The sequence below is a fragment of the Roseivirga sp. 4D4 genome (genome assembly GCF_001747095.1).
Classification (GTDB): domain Bacteria; phylum Bacteroidota; class Bacteroidia; order Cytophagales; family Cyclobacteriaceae; genus Roseivirga.
In genome coordinates, this window is the sequence record NZ_MDGP01000001.1 from 3,751,171 (window position 1) to 3,771,364 (window position 20,194).

Consider the following 20,194-nt stretch of genomic DNA (forward strand, 5'->3'; position numbering starts at 1 on the left):
AAGCGAATTCCATTCAATAATATGCTGAAAAACGGGTTATAACCTTGGATAGCGCATAAAAATAAACGTCAATCTTTGACAGTTTGGATTGTTTAGTCTAATATTGTGCAATCCTAAGATGATGAGAGGGATGTCCAACGTTCATCTCGAACAACTATCACTAAACTATAATTCATTTTTATAATCCTCACTTGAGAGGATTCCAACCCAATTATTTATATGTACACCATTGACGAATTGAAGCTCATGCTTCTTTCTGAGCTAAAAGAAATAGCTGAGAAAATGGGGGTAAAAAACTTCAAAAAGCTGAACAAGCAAGATATCATCTATGCTATCCTAGATCAGCAAGCCATCACCCCAGAAGATAAACTACCCACAAAAACAGAAGAGTCCGCAGAAGCTGCTGAAACAGAGAAGGAAGAAAAACCTAAGGCTGCCAAGTCTGAAAAGCCTAAGCGTAGACCAAAAAGAGAAAATGTAACTGAAACTGCCGCTGATAAAAAGGAAGAGGCTTCAGAAGAGAAAGCGGATGAGGAAAAGTCTGAAAAACCTCAGCGCAAGGATAAGAGATCTGACAAAAGAGAGCCAAGACAAGATGGCGAGAAAGGCGGAGAAGAGAGAAAAGACAGAGATCAAAGAAGAAACAAGCGTCAGGAATACAACCAGAACATCAAAGACTTTGATGGACTGATTGAAAGCGAAGGTGTGTTAGAAATGATGCAAGACGGCTACGGCTTCTTGAGATCTTCTGACTACAACTACCTGGCGAGCCCTGATGATATTTATGTATCTCCATCTCAGATCAAACTATTTGGTCTAAAGACGGGCGATACGGTGAAAGGCCAAATCAGACCTCCAAAAGAGGGTGAAAAGTATTTCGCGCTATTAAGAGTTGAGTCTGTAAACGGTAAGACCACTGAAGAAATTAGGGATAGGGTTCCTTTTGAGTACTTAACGCCACTTTTCCCAGAGGAAATGATTAAGCTAAGTACCAAGCCGAGCATGATGTCTACTAGAATTCTAGACATGTTTGCACCGATCGGTAAGGGACAAAGGGGAATGATTGTCGCCCAGCCTAAAACGGGTAAGACGGTTCTCTTGAAAGAAATTGCAAATGCGATCGCTGAAAATCACCCTGAATGTTATTTGATCATCCTATTGATTGATGAGCGTCCTGAGGAAGTTACCGATATGGCTAGAAGCGTAAAAGCGGAAGTCATCTCATCTACTTTTGATGAGCAGGCCGATCGTCACGTGAAGGTTTCTAACATCGTGTTAGAAAAAGCCAAGCGTATGGTAGAATGTGGTCATGACGTAGTGATACTGCTTGATTCTATCACGCGACTTGCCAGGGCTTACAACACAGTAGTACCTTCATCAGGAAAGATTCTATCAGGTGGTGTGGACGCGAATGCATTACACAAGCCTAAGCGTTTCTTCGGGGCAGCCCGTAATGTTGAAAATGGTGGATCACTTTCCATTATCGCAACTGCATTGATCGAAACAGGGTCTAAAATGGACGAGGTAATCTTTGAAGAATTCAAAGGTACAGGTAACATGGAACTGCAATTGGATAGAAAACTATCTAACAAACGTGTTTACCCTGCGATTGATGTGCCAGCATCTGGCACACGTAGAGAAGACCTATTGATGAGCAAAGAAGAACTTCAACGTGTATGGATTCTGCGTAAGTTTATGAGTGATATGAACTCTGTCGAGGCCATGGAATTCTTATTGGACAGAATGAAAGGTACCCGCAGCAACGATGAATTCTTAATCTCAATGAACAATTAAGAGAAGTAATAAAAGACGAGTTAAAAAGGCGATTCATACGAATGGCCTTTTTTGTTTTCAAGAGCTTATTCAACTTTCATTACTTCTTGATTACCAAGCCCTTAAAAGTGTTACTTCTTTCTTCAAAGGCTAGTGCATTTACTATCAGTTTCTTGACTTAAGGTTGGCTCATACCCAAGAAAGTCAAACCATTGAATTATCATTATCAAAATACCTTATTCAAAAAATATAAAGTAATTGCTTTTTATAGTTGAAATAAATTGCATTACATTTACAGCGTGCTGGCAAAAGGACTAATTCCTAACCTTTTCCAGTATGTGTTTTATGAATACCGTGGTACCCAATGGTACCAATCTCTCCATTCTTTTTAGATCTTACCTAGTTTTTTCACTCCTGTTATTATGCGGTTTTGCCAATAGGACTCATGGGCAAACGACTATAGACTTTGATGAGAACCTTGGTCAATTATTCTTCAATGAGTCCCTTCCAGTCTCTTTTGGTGAGGGAAGCAACACCTTGAACTTTGCTTTAGCTGGTAGTGGAACGACTATAGTTGCTAATAGTACTGGACAGATGAGAATCACTACATTCTCTGGGGATATTAATGACTATAGTGTTACAATCACCCGAACTGATGGAGCAAATTTCGGTCTTCAGTTAATAGAAGTAAACAACTCTCTCACTTTTATAACCGAAAACTTTGATTATCTAATTACGGGCCGTAATGATGGGTCGGTTGTTGCGTCAGCCACTTTCGAAACTTCGCCAACCGGGTCTCATTCTTTTGATTTGTCAGCTATCAGTGACTTTGATAATATTGATGAATTCATAATTACTTTTAATGCATCTAGGGTACCTGCTCAATGGGAGTTTTTGGACATTACCATTTTAGATCCATTAACAAACACTGCTCCCACAGCAACTCCTCCCACTGCGCCTATAGTCAATAAAAATGATACCAATGTGGCTCTGGCCGATGATATTCAAGTATCAGATTCCGATGGAGATGATCAAACAGTAACCTTCACTGTAACAGGTGGTACGGTCACTTTGGGCGCTACTGGTATTACTTTTGGTGGAAATGGCAATGGATCAGCGAGTTTTACGGCAGCCGGAACTTTAGCCGATATAAATGCTGCCTTGGATGCCGCTACATTTACACCTATCCCTGGTGTAAGTGGTACGAATGCTGGAACGATATCCTTTACCACTAATGATGGAACAGAGTCTTCGGCAGCAGCACAAGTTTCTTTTGATATCTTAAACACTGTTCCCACAGCTACTGCCCCCACTGCGCCTGTTGTCAATGAAAATGATACCAATGTGGCCCTGGCCGATGATATTCAAGTATCAGATTCCGATGGAGATGATCAAACGGTGACCTTCACCGTGACAGGTGGCACGGTCAATTTAGGATCTACTGGTATTACTTTTGGAGGGGATGGTAATGGATCTGCGAGTTTTACCGCAGCCGGGACTTTGGCAGACATAAATACAGCCTTAGATGCCGCTACTTTTACGCCTACTCCTGGTGTAAGTGGTACGAATGCTGGAACGATATCCTTTACCACTAATGATGGAACTGAGTCTTCGGCCGCAGCGGAAGTCACCTTCAATATTATCACAGAGGGTACTGTTACAGTAACCTTTGATGAAGAACTTGGCAGTTTAGCGGATGGTAACCATCCGATATCCGCCAATGATGGAACTAATACCTTCAACTTTTTATCAGAAGGAACTTCCAGTGGAGGTGCCGCAGGCAATGGCTCTCTATTTCAAAGAAATGGATCTATGGAGGTGGCTGTCCTTAATACTTCAGTAAGCAGCTATGAGATGACGGTTACTCGGGTTGATGGGGCAAGTTTTGACCTTGAATCACTAACCTTGGAGAACTCCTTTAGTTTTTCTCCAGCAGTGGGTCAAATCACAGGTCAGAGGGACGGAGTAAATGTTGCATCAGCTAATTTTTCGTTGAGTAATGATCCTAATGATCCCACTCAAACTAGTCTTTTGGATTTATCGGGCAATGACGATTTTAATAACATAGATACATTCATTATTGACTTTTCTGGTTCACTTTCAGTACCTGCTACCTGGAAAATCCATGATATTTCTTTTATCGAGTTAAATGTAGCTCCAACCGTTAGTGCCCCATCTGTACCAACAGTAAGTGAGGATGATACCAATGTGGAATTGGCCGATGATATTCAGGTGTCAGATTTAAATGGAGATGACCAAACCGTGAGTTTTACCGTTAGTGGAGGTACAGTCACTTTGGGTACTGCGGGGATTACATTTGGAGGTAACGGCAATGGGTCAGCGAGCTTTACTGCAGCAGGAACTTTAGCAGCAATAAATACAGCATTAGATGCCACTACCTTTACACCTAATCCTGATTTGAGTGGTGCTAATGCCGGATCGATATCTTTCACAGCGAATGACGGTATTATAGTTTCGGATGCTGCAACAGTGACCTTTGATATTGTCGCTGTCAATGATGCTCCTACATTTACCCAATTAACTGCTGCGGTGGAAACCACTAACGAGGATACGGGAGTAGAGATCACATTTGCGGAGATAGCCGCTCAGGCTAACGCAGCGGACATTGATGGCACAGTCGATGCTTTTGTAGTTCAAAGCCTTAGTAGTGGAACCCTCCTAATCGATGGGGCACCTTTTGCCTCAGGTACCAATGATGAAATCACGGCTACCAAAAGCGCGACTTGGACACCAGCCTTGGATGCCAGCGGAACGCTCAATGCTTTTACCATTACAGCACAAGATAACGAAGGAGCAGAAAGTACGGAAGGTGCCATTCAGGCAACGGTCAATGTCACTGCGGTCAATGATGAGCCTAGCTTTGCATTAATTGGTTCTCCCAACCAGACCATTTCTCAAAATGCCGGGACTCAGACCGTTTCGAGTTTTGCAACTGACCTTAATGATGGAGAATCGGGTACCATTCAGGTGTTGACTTTTCATGTATCTAATGACAACAGCGGAATTTTTAATACTCAACCTGCTATTGATGGGACTACCGGTAATCTAACTTTTACACCAAATGCTTCAAGCTTTGGTAAGGCTACAGTCACTGTGAGCTTATCAGATGATGGTGGAACTGACAATGGAGGAGATGACACCTCTCCTGAACAGACCTTTGACATTTTTGTAACCCCAGATAATATCAAGATCAACGAGGTACATGCCTCGGCCGCTACAGATGAAGAATTCATAGAAATTTTTAATACAAACAATAATGCCACATCATTAGCCGGACTTGTGGTAGTTTGGTTTAATGGGGGAGATGATTTGGCTTATAAAGACTTTGACTTGACAGGCTCCACCAATTCAAACGGTTTCTATGTAATTGGCGAGACAGAATTTTCTAGTAAAGATCAAGACTGGGGGACCACGTCATTGCAAAATGGTCCTGATGCTGTTGCGCTGTATGTTGGCAGTCAAAGTGATTTTACGGCATCATCTCCTGTTACTCGGGATGGGTTAGTTGGTTTTATCGTATATGGGGATACAGATGATGCAGCTTTAAGGGCAGCTTTTGGAGGTGGTGACCTTTGGGTTGCGGGTGACGCTGATAATTCCATCTCTCGATTGCCAGATGGTATTGGCGATTTTGTTGCGCAGGCTGCAACACCCCAATTGCAAAATGATGTAACTGCCCCTGTCGACCCGTTGGTGACTACACCATCTGGTGCAGTCACGGTGAATGCCGCCTCCCAAACGATCAGTGGAACTCACAGCGAAAATGACGTGGAAGTCCATGCCTATGCAGACAATGATAATGATGGAGTAGCAGACAATGCCACTTCACTAGGTTCAGCTACGGTGAGCAGCAATGCTTGGAGCTTTAGTGTAAACATCACAGCTGATGCTATTAATAACTTTGTGGTTCGCGCGGTGGATGTTGTAGGCAATGCATCGGGTGATGTAGATGTACCTACTATTACAGAGGATAGTACAAGTCCGACAGTGACCAGCGTAAGTTCATCCACTTCAGATGGCGGCTATAAACAAGGCGATGTGATTGTCTTAACGGTAAACTTTAATGAGCTGGTAAATGTGACAGGTATGCCCCAGTTAGCTCTGGAAACTGGAGTTACTGACCAGAATGCTGAGTATGCTTCAGGTGATGGTACCACTGTTTTAACCTTTAACTATACGGTACAAGCAGGCGATGTTAGTAATGATTTGGACTATATATCCACCACTTCATTGTCACTAAATGGAGCGACTATTACAGACGCTGCAGGTAATGTGGCTGTACTGACATTACCAGAACCTGGTGAAGACAATTCTTTGAGTGCCAATTCAGCACTTAGGGTAGATGGTATAGCACCATCAATCATGAGCTTTACCCGCAAGACACCAAGCGGTGAAATAACCAATGCAGATGAGGTTACATTCCTGGTAACTTTTAGCGAAGATGTCACAGGAGTTGACATGAGTGATTTTGAAGTTGTAGGCCCGACAGGTGCTACGATTGCAGTTTCACAAGTAACAGCATCGACCTATGATGTGACAGTTTCTGGTGGTGATTTGCCCAATTTGGATGGTACGGTAGACCTGAACTTGGGCGGTGCACCATCGATTACCGATGTCGTAGGAAATGATCTCCCAAATACTCAACCGGCTACCGATGAGACCTATACCCTTGACAATACGGCTCCTACAGTGACAAGATTAGCTCCTTTCGATAACTCGCTCCCTTCACAAGTAGGTATTGGACGAGCCATTTTTATAGACATATTTTTTAGCGAAGCAGTAGAGGTTACAGGTCAAGCAGATGGATCAGATATTATTTTAGGGAGTATTACACTTGAAACGGGTACAACAGACAGAAGCATTGAAGTACGGTATGACAATATTGGTGTTTTTATTGATTATCAAGTTCAAGAGGGAGATATAAGCAGTGACCTGAGCTATGTATCCGCCAATTCATTTTTCTTGGATGATGGAGCGACTATTACAGACGCTGCAGGTAACGCTGCTATACTTATCTTACCTGAACCTGGGCAAGATAATTCCTTGAGTGCCAATTCAAATACTGCCGTAGATGGTGTTAGACCAACAATCACTAGCATTGCACGTAAGGCCCCAACGAGTGAAAGCACCAATGCGGATGAGGTTACCTTTCTAGCGACTTTTAGCGAAGATGTGACGGATGTTGATATAAGCGACTTTGAAGTTACAGGGCCAACAGGTGCCACGATAACCGTTACGCAATTGACAGCATCAACCTATGATGTAATGGTTTCTGGTGGTGATATGGCTGCCCTGAATGGCACGGTTGGCCTGAACTTGGTAAGCGAACCAAGCATTGATGATAATGTGGGAAATGATCTAACGGATATTCTACCAGCCACAGATGAAACCTACACCCTTGACAATGCGGGGCCAAGCATTAGTTCCTCAGATCCAATCAATGGCGCCACAGATTTTGGTATCGCTGATGACATCACCATTACTTTCAATGAGGATATCTTCTTTGGAACGGGTAATATCGAGATCATTGACTTAGGAGATAATTCTAGCACGGTGATCATAGATGTGACTTCACCGGGTGCTCAGGCCTCGATTAGCGATGGAGTGCTCACGCTAGATCCAAGCATTGGCCTGGAGCTGAATACCAATTACGCGGTGCAAATTGCTTCCACCGCCATTGACGATTTGGTCGGTAATAGCTATGCAGGTATTACAGATAATACCACGCTCAATTTCACAACGGTGAATACTGCAGTTGCTTTTACCAGTACGAGTTCTAGCGGTGCAGAGAGTGTCAGTAGTGCCGATCTTGAAGTAACCTTGAATGCTATCAGCACGACAGATGTAACGGTTGATTATACTGTATCGGGTACTGCTACCGGCAGTCGCACGGATTATACATTGGCCAATGGTTCCTTGACCATTAGTGCAGGTTCACTTACAGAGAATATCACGATTGCTAATATTATCGATGATGTTTTGGATGAGACAGAAGAGACTGTGATTGTGACTTTGAGTAATCCAAGCAACGCAGGTTTGGGTACCAATCAAGTGCATACCTACACAATCAACGATGATGACCCAACACCAACAATAGCTTTTGATGTGGTTAATAGCAATGGAGCAGAATCTCTTAGTTCAGCCATTTTAGCAGTGTCACTGAGTGAATTAAGTGGACAGGATGTAACGGTTGATTATACTGTATCGGGTACTGCTACGGGCAGTGGCACGGATTATACACTAGCCAATGGTACATTGACCGTTAGCGTGAGTTCACTGACAGAAAATATCACAATATCAGATATTATCGATGATGTTTTGGACGAGACAGAAGAGACTGTGATTGTGACTTTGAGTAATCCAAGCAATGCAGGTTTGGGTACTAATCAAGTGCATACCTACACCATCAACGATGATGACCCAACACCAACGATAGCCTTTGATGTAGCCAATAGCAATGGAGCAGAATCTATTAGTTCAGCTGATTTAGCAGTGTCACTAAGTGCAGAAAGTGGTCAGGATGTAACGATCGACTATGTAGTAACCGGTACAGCAACAGGTTCTGGAATAGACTATACATTAGCCAATGGCACATTAACGATTAATGCAGGTTCCTTAACTGAGCCTATTACGGTTGCTGATATTATTGGGGATGAGCTGGATGAAGATGATGAAACAGTCATCGTCACTTTATCGAATCCAACCAATGCCAATTTAGGGACTAATCAGGTACATACCTACACCATACAGGACGATGATGATACGCCAACGATAGCTTTTACCAGTACGACAAGTGACAGAGCAGAAAGTGTGAGTAGCGAGAATATTGAAGTGACATTAAGTGCTGTTAGCGGTAGAGATGTCACTGTAGATTATACTGTATCGGGTACTGCTACTAGTAGCACAGATTTTACATTGGTAGATGGTACATTGACTTTTAGTGCGGGTAGCATCAGTGAGACAATAACCATAGCCAGTATAGTAGATGATGCCATACTGGAAGCTAATGAAACTGTAATTATTACGCTTTCTAGTCCTTCGAATGCCGATTTAGGAGTAAATACAGTGCATACTTATACGATTACAGATAATGATGCCGCCTCAGTAATGATCTCCGATGTAAGCAGCAATGAAGATGATGGAACGATCACTGTTACGGCTACTCTAGACAATGCAGTCCAAGGAGGTTTTACGGTAGATGTAAGCACGGCAGATGGTACAGCTACTACAGCAGATAGTGACTATACAGCAATAGCAAACCAGACCTTGACCTTTGCGGGAACAGCTGGAGAGACACAGAGCTTTACGGTAACACCAACAGCCGATACCAAGCTGGAGGCAGATGAGACAATCACGATTAGTCAGGGCAACCTGGCAGGAACTACATTGACTGTTGACATCACAGATGGAGCTACAATCACCATAGCGAATGACGATGCCGCCTCGGTAACGATAGCAGAAGTTAGTAGCAATGAGAATGATGGTGCGATTACAGTCACGGCTACCCTGGACAATGCTGTTGATGGAGGCTTTACAGTAGATGTAAGCACTGCAGATGGCTCAGCCACTATAGCCGACAATGACTATACAGCAATAGCAAACCAGACCTTGATTTTTGCAGGAACCGCTGGGGAGACGCAAACCTTTACAGTAACACCATTAGGAGATAGTAACCCAGAAGGCAATGAAACTATCCAAATCAATCAGAGCAACCTGGCAGGAACCACATTAGCAGTAGACATCAGTGCTATGGGTACGGTGACAATACTCGATGATGATGCGGTTCAGTTTTCGATAGATGATCCAAGTATTACAGAAGGTGATGATGGTGCAGCAACATTAAGCTATACCGTCAGCTTGAACACTGCTGCTCCAGAGACAGTATCTGTTGATGTTTCCACATCGGATGGTACGGCTACTGCAGGTTCTGACTACACAGCACTTGGTACTACTACCTTGACGTTTACACCTGGCCAGACCAGCAAGACAGTAGAGGTAAGTATTACTGGGGACGAAATATTAGAAGGTAACGAGACGGTTAATGTAAATCTTACCAATGCGACAGGACTATCTGTAATAGTAGATGCAGAAGGGGTAGGAACGATCACCAATGACGATGAAGCCTCAGTAACGATAGCAGATGCAAGTGGTAATGAAGATGATGGAACGATCACTGTCACTGCTACTTTGGACAATGCAGTACAGGGAGGCTTTACGGTAGATGTAGGCACAGCTGATGGCACAGCGACATTAGCAGACAGTGACTATACTGCAATAGCAAACCAGACTTTAATTTTTGCAGGAACAGCCGGAGAGACACAGACCTTTACGGTAACACCGACAGCAGATACCAAGCTGGAGGCCGATGAGACGATCACGATTAGTCAAAGCAACTTGGCAGGAACTACATTGAGTGTTGACATCTCAGATGGCGCGACAATCACCATCGCCAATGACGATGCCGCCTCAGTAACGATAGCAGATGTAAGTGGTAATGAAGATGATGGAACAATCACTGTCACGGCTACTCTAGACAAGGCAGTCGAAGGAGGTTTTACGGTAGATGTAAGCACAGCTGATGGCTCGGCTACTACAGCAGATAGTGACTATACAGCAGTTACAGCTCAAACCTTAACCTTTACAGGAACAGTTGGGGAGACACAGACCTTTACGGTAACACCAACAGCTGACACCAAGCTTGAGGCAGATGAGACAATCACGATTAGTCAGGGCAACTTGGCAAGCACTGCGTTGACTGTTGACATCACAGATGGAGCAACAATCACCATTGCCAATGATGATGCAGCATCGGTAACGATAGCCGATGTAAGCAGCAACGAGGACGATGGAACGATCACTGTCACCGCCACACTCGATAATGCAGTACAGGGAGGTTTTACGGTAGATGTAAGCACTGCTGATGGCTCGGCTACTATAGCAGATAGTGACTATACAGCAGTTACCGCTCAAACCTTAACCTTTACAGGAACAGCCGGAGAGACGCAAACCTTTATGGTGGCACCGACAGCTGATACCAAGCTTGAGGCAGATGAGACAATCACGATTAGTCAGAGCAACCTGGCAGGAACTACATTGACTGTTGACATCACCGACCAAGCTTCGGTCAGTATCACTAATGACGATGCCGCCTCAGTGACAATAGCCGATGTGGGCGGTGCCGAAGATGGAACGATTACGGTCACCGCTACACTCGATAATGCAGTCCAAGGAGGCTTTAGTGTAGATGTGAGTACAGCTGATCGCTCAGCCACTACAGCAGACAATGACTATACTGCAATAGCAAATCAGACTTTAACTTTTGCAGGAACCGCTGGGGAGACGCAAACCTTTACGGTAACACCGACAGCCGATACCAAGCTGGAGTCAGGTGAGACGCTTACGATTAGCCAGAGCAACCTGGCAGGAACTACACTGCCTGTTGACATCACAGATGGAGCTACAATCACCATAGCCAATGACGATGCCGCCTCAGTGACAATAGCCGATGTTAGTAGCAATGAGAATGACGGTGCAATTACAGTCACGGCTACCCTGGATAATGCTGTTGATGGAGGCTTTAGTGTAGATGTAAGCACGGCAGATGGCTCAGCCACTATAGCAGACAATGACTATACAGCAGTTACGGCTGAGACCTTGACCTTTGCAGGAACAGTCGGGGAGACGCAAACCTTTACAGTAACACCATTAGGAGATAGTAACCCAGAAGGCAATGAAACTGTCCTGATCAATCAGAGCAACTTGGCAGGAACCACATTAGCAGTAGATATCAGTGCTATTGGTACGGTGATTATCCTGGATGATGATGATGGTACGGCTCCTTCAGGATATTCAGTGTCTATGGATGATGCATTGATTAATGCGACTGAAGCAACAGCTACAACCTTCACTTTTGCTGGGGCAGAAGAAGGCGCTACCTATAACTACACAGTTTCTTCTGACGAGGGAGGAGCCGATGTAACAGGTACTGGAACCATTACCACGGCTACAGACCAGATTACGCTAGCTGATCTTTCCGGCCTGAACGATGGTACGCTGACGCTATCAGTTACCCTGACAGACCCATCAGGCAATGTTGGAGTAGCAGCCACTGATGGTGCAAGCAAAGATGCGGCAGCCCCATCGGCACCGGTGGTAAGCAGTATAACTGATGACACTGGTAACAATGGAGCTGATCAGATTACTAGTGACAATATGCCAGATGTTAATGGTATAGCAGAAGCCAATAGCACAGTAGAAGTTTTTGTGGATGGTGTAAGTGTAGGAACCACCAATGCAGATGCTGATGGCAACTGGACCATGGTCTATAATGGAGATAGTCCAAGAGAGGACGGTTCATTTGATGTCACAGCCAAAGCTACAGATGCAGCAGGTAACACCAGTACAATCAGTCCTGTCTTGAGTGTGACGGTCGATGCTACCGCACCAGCTATGCCAGAAGTGACAATTGCCACTACAGACAGTGGCTTAAATGGTGCCGATGGAATAACGAATGATAATACGCTAAACTTTGGCGGAGTTGCAGAATCTGGAAGTGTCTTAGAAATCTTTATAGATGGCGTAAGCATTGGTACGACAAATGCCAGTATTGATGGAGATTGGTCTTTTGACCATACAGCAACTACTCTAGCTGACGCTGCTTATTCGATAACGGCTAAGGCTACAGATGCTGCAGGGAACATCAGTGCAGAAAGCAATGCATTGAATGTCACAGTAGATACTGCTGCGCCAGATCAACCTGTTGTGGATTTGGCTACCTCAAGTGATTCAGGTATAAGCAGTACCGATAACGTGACGAATGATGCCACCCCTACCATAGAGGGTACGGCAGAAGCCAATGCAACGGTTGAAGTCTCTATAGATGGTACAAGCATTGGAACCACAATAGCAGATGATAACGGTAATTGGACATTGACCCCAGGTAAAGACCTGATTGAGGGAGTATTGGTGATATCAGCCAAGGCTACCGATGCAGCAGGTAATGAGGGACTAGATAGTGATCCTTTAGAGATCACAATTGACTTGAGTCTCACTGTACCTACACTTGCTCCATTAGACGATGCAGTGGACGTATTGCCAAACACAGACTTGACCATGGCTTTTGGAGAAAACATGAACAAAGGCATCGGAAGTATTACCATTAGGCAAGTGAGTGACAATACTGTATTGGAAACCATAGATGTGACTAGTAGTAAGGTGAGCATTTCAGGAAATGATGTTACAATCAATCCAGATAACCTAATACTGCCACCGAGCACAGAATTTTATGTGAATATCGATGCAGGAGCTTTGACCGATGATGCAGGTAACGACTATGCTGGCATCAGTAATGCCACAGATTGGAGTTTCACCACCATTGCAGCATCTGTTGTGAGTAGTGTAGGTGTTCCAGTAGGTGGTACTTATGGCATAGGAGATAATCTGGACTTTACGGTGAACATGTTGACACCAGTAACAGCGACAGGTACAGCTACCATTCCAGTAACAATAGGCAGTAGTACGGTGAATGCCACTCAGGTAGGCACTGTAAGCAATAGCAGCAGCATCCTATTCCGCTATACGGTGATAGAAGATGAGCTGGACGCAGACGGTATAGCAGTAGGCGCAGCCATCAACCTGAATGGTGGAACGATGAAAGATGAGTTCGATGTGGATGCTGTCGTGGACCTTAATGGTGTAGGTGCAACCAATGCAGTACTTGTCGATGGGGTCAGGCCAATTCCTACCATTAGCAATGCCAATACAACAGATCCGGTCAATGGAGTTTATATGGTCTTTGTAGAATTTGATGAACCAGTAGCAGGCTTTAGTGCTTCAGACCTTACTGTAAGCAATGGTAGCTCATCAAACTTCACAACGATATCCAATGACACGAAATGGAGCTTTGACATTACACCAACAGCAGATGGAACGGTAAGCGTAAGCCTGGCGGCAGGTGTTGCCACAGACAATGCTGGTAATGCTAGTGCTGAAGGAACCGTAGTAACCAAGACTTTTGACGGTACAGCTCCTGAAGTAAGCAGTATCACCAGAAAAGATGCCGATCAATTAAACACAGCTACGACCTCGGCAGACTTCAGAGTAGTCTTCTCAGAAGATGTACTCGGTGTTGACCTGACTGACTTTGAGGTAGCCTTGACAGGTACTACAGGTGCACTGAATTCAGTGAATCAGGTAGATGCGAAAACCTATGATGTGAATGTCAATGGTATTTCAGGACAAGGAACCATAGGACTGAATCTAAAAGATGATGATAGCATCCTAGATAATGCAGCCAACAAACTTGGCGGCACAGGTACAGGCAATGGTGACTTCGCTGGAGATGTCTATACGACCAATTTCTTACCAACCGATATCATCAGTACGCCATCTAGCATAGCAGAGAATAATGCCATAGGAGATATAGTAGGAGCACTAACTAGTACAGATGCAGACACAGAAGATAGTCATACCTACACATTAGTGTCTGGTACTGGCGATACTGACAATGCAAGCTTCATAATAGATGGTACCAACCTGAAGGCAGCAGCATTCTTTGACTTTGAGAGCAAAGACAGCTATAGCATTCGAGTTAAGACAGATGATGGTAATGGCGGAAGCTTTGAGAAAGCGCTAACTATAACGATAGACAATGTGCTTGAGCCATCGATTTTTGTGACGGGTGATGGAGCATTTGATATATCTGCCTTAGGCCTAAGCCAAACCCGTACACTGACAGTGACCAATGATGGAGAGAAGCCTGTAGAAGTGAGGGTTACCTCCACTCCAGCAGGCTTTAGTGTACTACCAGGATCACTAGTGCTACGGACAGGAACAAGTGCTGAGGTTACAGTCACCTTTATGCCAACAGCTGTTGGGAACTTTGGAGGCAATATCATCTTCAACCATGAAGGTGGAAATCAGGCCCACCCAGTTTCAGGAGAGGGCGCAATAATTACCTCAGTTGACGATGGCATTATCAATGCCACTGACATAGTGATGTACCCGAACCCAGCCAGTAGGCGATTGACCATAGATCTATCGGCACTAAGTAGAAGTAAGCTGGATATAGAGATTGTCAATACCACAGGCGTTTCGATGTTCAGTAAGAAAGACCATACTGATCAGCAGTTGACCTTAAATGTGTCAGGCTATGAGATGGGTATTTACATTGTCCAGTTTAGTAATGGGCAGTCAGTGGTGAGAAAGAAAGTAATGATTAAACGATAGAAGAGATAGCAATGAAAATTCAAAAATATATATCAATGGTGTTTGTGCTGGCAGTATTACTGGTTTCAGCCTGCAAAAGTGATGATGGAGCTCCAACTGCAACAGAGCTTGCCTTTGAAAGGTTGGCTGGGAGTTGGAGTATGGGTACTCAAGGCAGTATAGTGCTTGATGGAGAAGACGTCAGTTCGAACTATCCTGGCTTCACCCTATCGTTTGCTGATGGTACCTACCAGACGACTAATGGTGGAGATCTCTTCAGGGCCAGTGGCACCTGGCGATGGACAGGAGATACTGGCAGATTGCTTATCCTTGATACGGGTGAAGAGGTAACTATTAACAACTTAACATTAACAGAATTTGAGTTTTCCTTCTTCCATGCCGGCACCACTCCGGTAAGAGCAGGCATTCAAGGAAATTATACAGTTTCAGTTTCAAAATAGAAGGGTATGAGAGTGTATTGGATATATCAATTTTTACCATTCATAACGATGCTGAAACAGAATATCCGCTTGAATTTTTTCGACTAGTACATAATAATAATCATGTTTCACTGACTTGTGTTAACATGTGTTTTGGTGAATGGAGGCCAAGCTCATTTTGAGTTTGGCCTCGCTTTTTCAAAAGCAGCGAATCCTCTTAGAAGTACTTATTTAAACTGAATTGCAAGAAACTATCCCTGCGAATAAAGTTTAGAAATTCATTTTGATCAACATCGTCAAACAGCCTCATCTCAACTTCGGCCTTCCAGGAGTTACCGAGCCTTCGACTGCCTTCGATACTCCACAACTTTGTGCTTTTGTCAAGGTCGAAAACTCCTCCTATAAGGAATTCGGTACTCTGCGTGTCGTTGAAAGCGAAGCGTGTTCCTGCAAACAAGTCGTTATCCAAACTGCTAAACGAAAGCAAGCCTCTGTCATCATGCAGGTATTCGGCAACAATACCGATGTCCAGGCCTGTACTGGCGACATCAAAAAAGCTGTATTCTATACCGGCAGCCAGTGCCCACATATCTTGAAAGTCACTTTTCCTGGCAATGCTTTCCACCTTCCATAATACTGGTCCCGTAGTCGCTTGAATGTCAATCCCTATTTGTTCTATTATCCCATAGAACAATTGAAAATCACCTCCCGTAGTCTGACGAAAGAATGGCTCTCTTCCGGTGCCATTGAAGTAAGATAAACCAATGTCAAAGGGTCCTGTAAAGGCTGACCACCGCGCGGCAAAACTTGGTCTCGTTTCCTCCGCGTCAGACTCGAACGCCACATCATCATTGTCAATGATAAAAGAGGTTCTCAAACGTCCTCTTTCTCCGGGGAATACTCTTTTCCGAAAGTAAGGCAGGTAAAAAAGATCAAATGTTCCTATGGATGAAGCATAAGAAAATTGAACCATAGCTTCACCGAGCTTTTCTTCACCATCGAAGCTTTCGACAAAATCTGTTTGGTTGATAATGTCAACTAGGTGTACAGCCTCTGTTTTACCCCAAAAGACTTTCTTAAACCCAATACTGAGTTCCCAATTGTTCTTTACGGTTTGATAGTAGAGCTCTCGAACATCGAAATGCGTTCTTCTGCTGTCTCTATCAAATCGACCGAAACCAATGAACTTGATGCGATTGTCGCCTCCATTCCATTCATATAAGTATTCAGGTTGAATGACTAGCGATGGAAAACTATTTTTCTGTCCACCATAAAGACCGTCTTCAAAGAAGTAGCGGTAATCCGCACCAATGTAACCCGAGAATTCCTGGTAGACACTCTCGTCTTTTTGAGCCCATGCCGGAAGGGATAACAAGAGGCATAGGGAACCGATGGAAAACGTCTTTCTCCATCGGTTATTCATAGGCTTGGAATTGATTATTCTTAATATCATGCCCAATGGCTTAGCGACTTGCTCTCTGAAGACTGTTCTGAGAGAAGTCAGATTCTTTTAGATTAAGGTCGAATTGATAATCTTCGAACTTGAGAAGCGTCTTTTTCCCTGTTTGATGATTTATCATGTTCATTTCACCTGCTCGCCAATGCTTCTCTTCGTACACTTTGTATTTTCCATAGGTAAGTGTTTTCAGTAATGCATTTTTACGATCATAGAAATCCATTTTTTCAAGGCGATAGTTGTCTTTGTTGTACCAAACCACCTGTCTGGCGTAACCTGATTTTGGGTCAACTGGACCTCTCTCTACTACATAAGCGCTTACACCGTTGATTTCTTCCTCTCTCAAAAATTTGTAGGTGTACTTTTCAACTTCTTGAGAAGACAAATCTTCATAAGCGAATTCACTTCCCATAAAAGGACCTGATTTGTTGTTAGAAGAGATCCTTTTCACCCTCTTAAGGGCTGGCAAGTAGAGCCATTGATCATCAGAGCCTTCCTTATGCGTAAAAGTCAGGGTCGCGGTGCCTTTGACATCTCTTGGACTATCAAAAACGATCAGCGATTTATCTCCGTCTTCAGTCAACTCCAATGTCTGATTACTCATGTATCGTGTACTTTCCTGACCTTGCTTGTTGGTCAAAATCATAGTGAGCTTGGTGACTGAACTACCAAACCCTTGATCGTATGCATCAGCAGCCTTGGCTACTTCAATGCCTTTTTCCTCTGCAGACTGACCTTGCAAGCCAATGGCAATGAACAGTCCTACTATGGTTAATAATATGTTTTTCATCTGTTTACTATTTTCTTGATTTTGAATTAAGTAGCTGGAATAGCACTTATGTCTCCAGTGCTTTCTATTGAGCTTGTATCTTTTAAGTCTTGAGTCCTTTTTACTGGCGAAAGCATCAGCAATGCAGGAAGCATTAAGAAGTCCAGCACCAAGGCCATAATGATAATGATGGTGGTAATCTTAGCCATGTCTGAATTGAGGCCAAAATTGGATTGCGCCAGTACCAGGAAGCCAGCAACCAACACAAATGTTGTTACCAACAACGCTTGTCCTACAGTAGAAAAAGCATACCGTACTGAGTCCTCTGGACTTTTGCCTAATTCTCTTCTTGCTCTTAGATATTTTGAAAGAAAGTGAACGGTGTCATCCACGATAATACCCAGCGTCATTCCAAATACGATTGAAATACCAGTATTGATATAACCGTAAAAGAGGCCCCAAATTCCCAAGCCGATAATGACTGGGGTGATATTTGGTATAAGACTTAGGAAGCCGAATTTCCCACTTCGAATAGCAAAGGCCAGAACAAATGATATTAAAAGAAGGGCAACGGCTGTTCCGCTGATCATACTCATAATCTGTCTTTCCGACAAATGAGCAAACATCATAGTGCTACTCACACCTTCTGCCCTCATATGGCTAGGAGCGTTTTCTTCAAGCCAATTGGTAGCCTTGTCACTAAGGCTAAGCATGCTTTGTGTCGGGATGTTTTTGATGGTTACAATTACCCTCGTCTCAGATTTGTCCACGTTGACTTGATTATTCAAGTCAAGCCCAAACGGTAATGACATTTCATATAAAAGCAGGTATTGAGCGGCCTCTTCCCGATTGTCTGGCATCTTGTAATAGGAGAGATCGTCTCCGTGCATGGACTTGTTCACCTGTTCCATCACCTCTGTGAATGAGTTTACATGAACAACTTCTTCGTTGGTATAGAGCCAATCTTCAAAGGCCTTTAATCTATTAAGGTATTCAGGATCATTAATGCCGCCTTCTTCTTTAGCCGCTATAGAGAATTCCACTGTATAGATGCCTGTCAGGTTATCTGAGATGTAATCCGTATCTGACCTGAAGGGAACTTCTTTGCTGAAGTATTTGATGAATTCATCATTCAACTCATTTTTGAAGACTAGGAAAGAAGATGTGATGATAAGCAATGCTGATACACCGATCACCGGTCGCTTGTTCGCAATAACAAATTCGGCCAAACGCTCGAGAAAAGGGCTTTTTCCACCTTCAGCAGTTCTTTGTTTTACTTTTACTGGAAGGATTGCCAGCAAGGCGGGCAGCGTTAATGTTGAATAGAGGAATGCAGCTACCATACCCACGGCAGTTAGGTTTCCGAGATCATGAAAAGGAGGTGAGTCTGAAAAGTTCATAGATAAGAATCCTATGACAGTGGTGAGACTTGTGATAAACACTGGCATAAAATTCAGCCTTAATGACTCCACAATGGCGGCTCTTTTCTCAATTCCCTTTCGCATTTGCTGAATTATAGTGATCAATACATGAATACTATCTGCAACAGCAAGTGTGAGAATTATATTGATGAATGCCCCTGACGGTGGTGTAAGACCAATGCCCATGTAAGCACCAAAACCCATAGCGGTCATTATCGAAAGGACAATGACTATTAGAGTGGAAAAGGTACCTGAGAATGTTCTGGTAGTTAAAAGAATGGTGATGATAACAATTAGAAACATCAAAGGAGTCAAAGTTTGAAAGTCACCATTTGCAGCCTCAAAAAAGGCACTGTTTAACATGACCATTCCAGAAAGGTAGGTGTCGAGGTTAGGGTATTTCGCCTCTAATTTGGCCACCATATCCCTGGCAAAGGCGGTTACTTCGGCACTTTCTCCATTATCTATCTCTGGCAGTCTGACGGTGACATTCACCGCTGTCACACTTCCATTCTCATTGATAAGTCTGTGGACAAGCCTCGGGTCTTCGGTAGCGATTTTCTTGAATTCCGCCAGTTCTTCATCGGACTTACTCGCGGCATCCTCTATTAAATCTTCTACAAACAAGTCGTCCTCTACCGCCCTCGTATATTGGAAGTTGGTTATGGCATCTACTCTGCTGGAGTATGGTGTCTGCCATGACTCTGCTGTCAATTCTTCAATGGCTGTAAGCGTCTCTTGCGTAAACACCTGCCCATCTTTTGGTGAAATGACTATAAAGACGTTATCGTCTTTCGTATACTTATTTTGGAGGCCGTCATAGGCCAACATTTGTGGGTTGTCTTCACTAAAGAAGACATGGTAGTCACTATTGAAGCCCATTTGGCCTCCGGCTCCAAAAGCCATTGCGAGAAGGATTGTACCAATTAGCACAGGCCATCTAAACTTGACTACTGTTCTACCCCATCGCTCACCGAATTGACGCGAGCCTTCTTTGAGGTTTTCAATGTTTTTTTTCATCTGGGTAAATTTTGATTTCTATTGGTTGTGCGAAATGACGTCACTCGGTCATGATAGGGGACAGCCATTCGAAAAATATTTCGGTTAT

The 20,194-nt window shown here is 43.7% G+C and carries 6 protein-coding genes; 3 read left to right on the top strand and 3 right to left on the bottom strand.

Annotated elements, in window-relative coordinates:
* Positions 1 to 219: 219 nt before the first annotated feature.
* The 3 genes from rho (at position 220) to BFP97_RS16350 (ending at position 15,461) form a co-directional block, all read left to right on the top strand.
* On the top strand, positions 220 to 1,794 hold the full coding sequence (gene rho / locus BFP97_RS16340) for a transcription termination factor Rho (RefSeq protein ID WP_069843448.1): 1,575 nt from the start codon (positions 220 to 222) through the stop codon (positions 1,792 to 1,794).
* Positions 1,795 to 2,118: 324 nt separating this feature from the next.
* Entirely contained in the window at positions 2,119 to 15,021 is a 12,903-nt protein-coding gene (locus tag BFP97_RS16345) for a Calx-beta domain-containing protein (RefSeq protein WP_069843449.1), read from the top strand.
* Between the two features lie 11 nt (positions 15,022 to 15,032).
* Entirely contained in the window at positions 15,033 to 15,461 is a 429-nt protein-coding gene (locus BFP97_RS16350) for a hypothetical protein (RefSeq protein ID WP_069843450.1), read from the top strand.
* Between the two features lie 196 nt (positions 15,462 to 15,657).
* Here BFP97_RS16350 and BFP97_RS16355 read toward each other — a convergent pair whose 3' ends face one another.
* Genes BFP97_RS16355 through BFP97_RS16365 form a run of 3 tightly spaced genes read right to left on the bottom strand, consistent with a single transcriptional unit; the run spans position 15,658 to position 20,106 of the window.
* Complete coding sequence (locus tag BFP97_RS16355) at positions 15,658 to 16,893, bottom strand: hypothetical protein (protein ID WP_083262621.1); 1,236 nt, start codon at positions 16,891 to 16,893, stop codon at positions 15,658 to 15,660.
* A 10-nt stretch (positions 16,894 to 16,903) separates the two neighbouring features.
* Positions 16,904 to 17,686, bottom strand: a complete 783-nt coding sequence (locus BFP97_RS16360) for an outer membrane lipoprotein-sorting protein (RefSeq protein WP_069843451.1) — start codon at positions 17,684 to 17,686, stop codon at positions 16,904 to 16,906.
* Between the two features lie 26 nt (positions 17,687 to 17,712).
* A complete protein-coding gene (locus BFP97_RS16365; protein ID WP_083262622.1) occupies positions 17,713 to 20,106 on the bottom strand; it encodes an efflux RND transporter permease subunit in 2,394 nt (797 codons plus the stop codon).
* Positions 20,107 to 20,194 lie beyond the last annotated feature (88 nt).

Bases quoted from the DNA above. Each gene is read 5' to 3' on its own strand.
- BFP97_RS16355 (WP_083262621.1), bottom strand. From the start codon at position 16,893: ATGATATTAAGAATAATCAATTCCAAGCCTATGAATAACCGATGGAGA.
- BFP97_RS16345 (WP_069843449.1), top strand. From the start codon at position 2,119: ATGAATACCGTGGTACCCAATGGTACCAATCTCTCCATTCTTTTTAGA.
- BFP97_RS16365 (WP_083262622.1), bottom strand. From the start codon at position 20,106: ATGAAAAAAAACATTGAAAACCTCAAAGAAGGCTCGCGTCAATTCGGT.
- BFP97_RS16350 (WP_069843450.1), top strand. From the start codon at position 15,033: ATGAAAATTCAAAAATATATATCAATGGTGTTTGTGCTGGCAGTATTA.
- rho (WP_069843448.1), top strand. From the start codon at position 220: ATGTACACCATTGACGAATTGAAGCTCATGCTTCTTTCTGAGCTAAAA.
- BFP97_RS16360 (WP_069843451.1), bottom strand. From the start codon at position 17,686: ATGAAAAACATATTATTAACCATAGTAGGACTGTTCATTGCCATTGGC.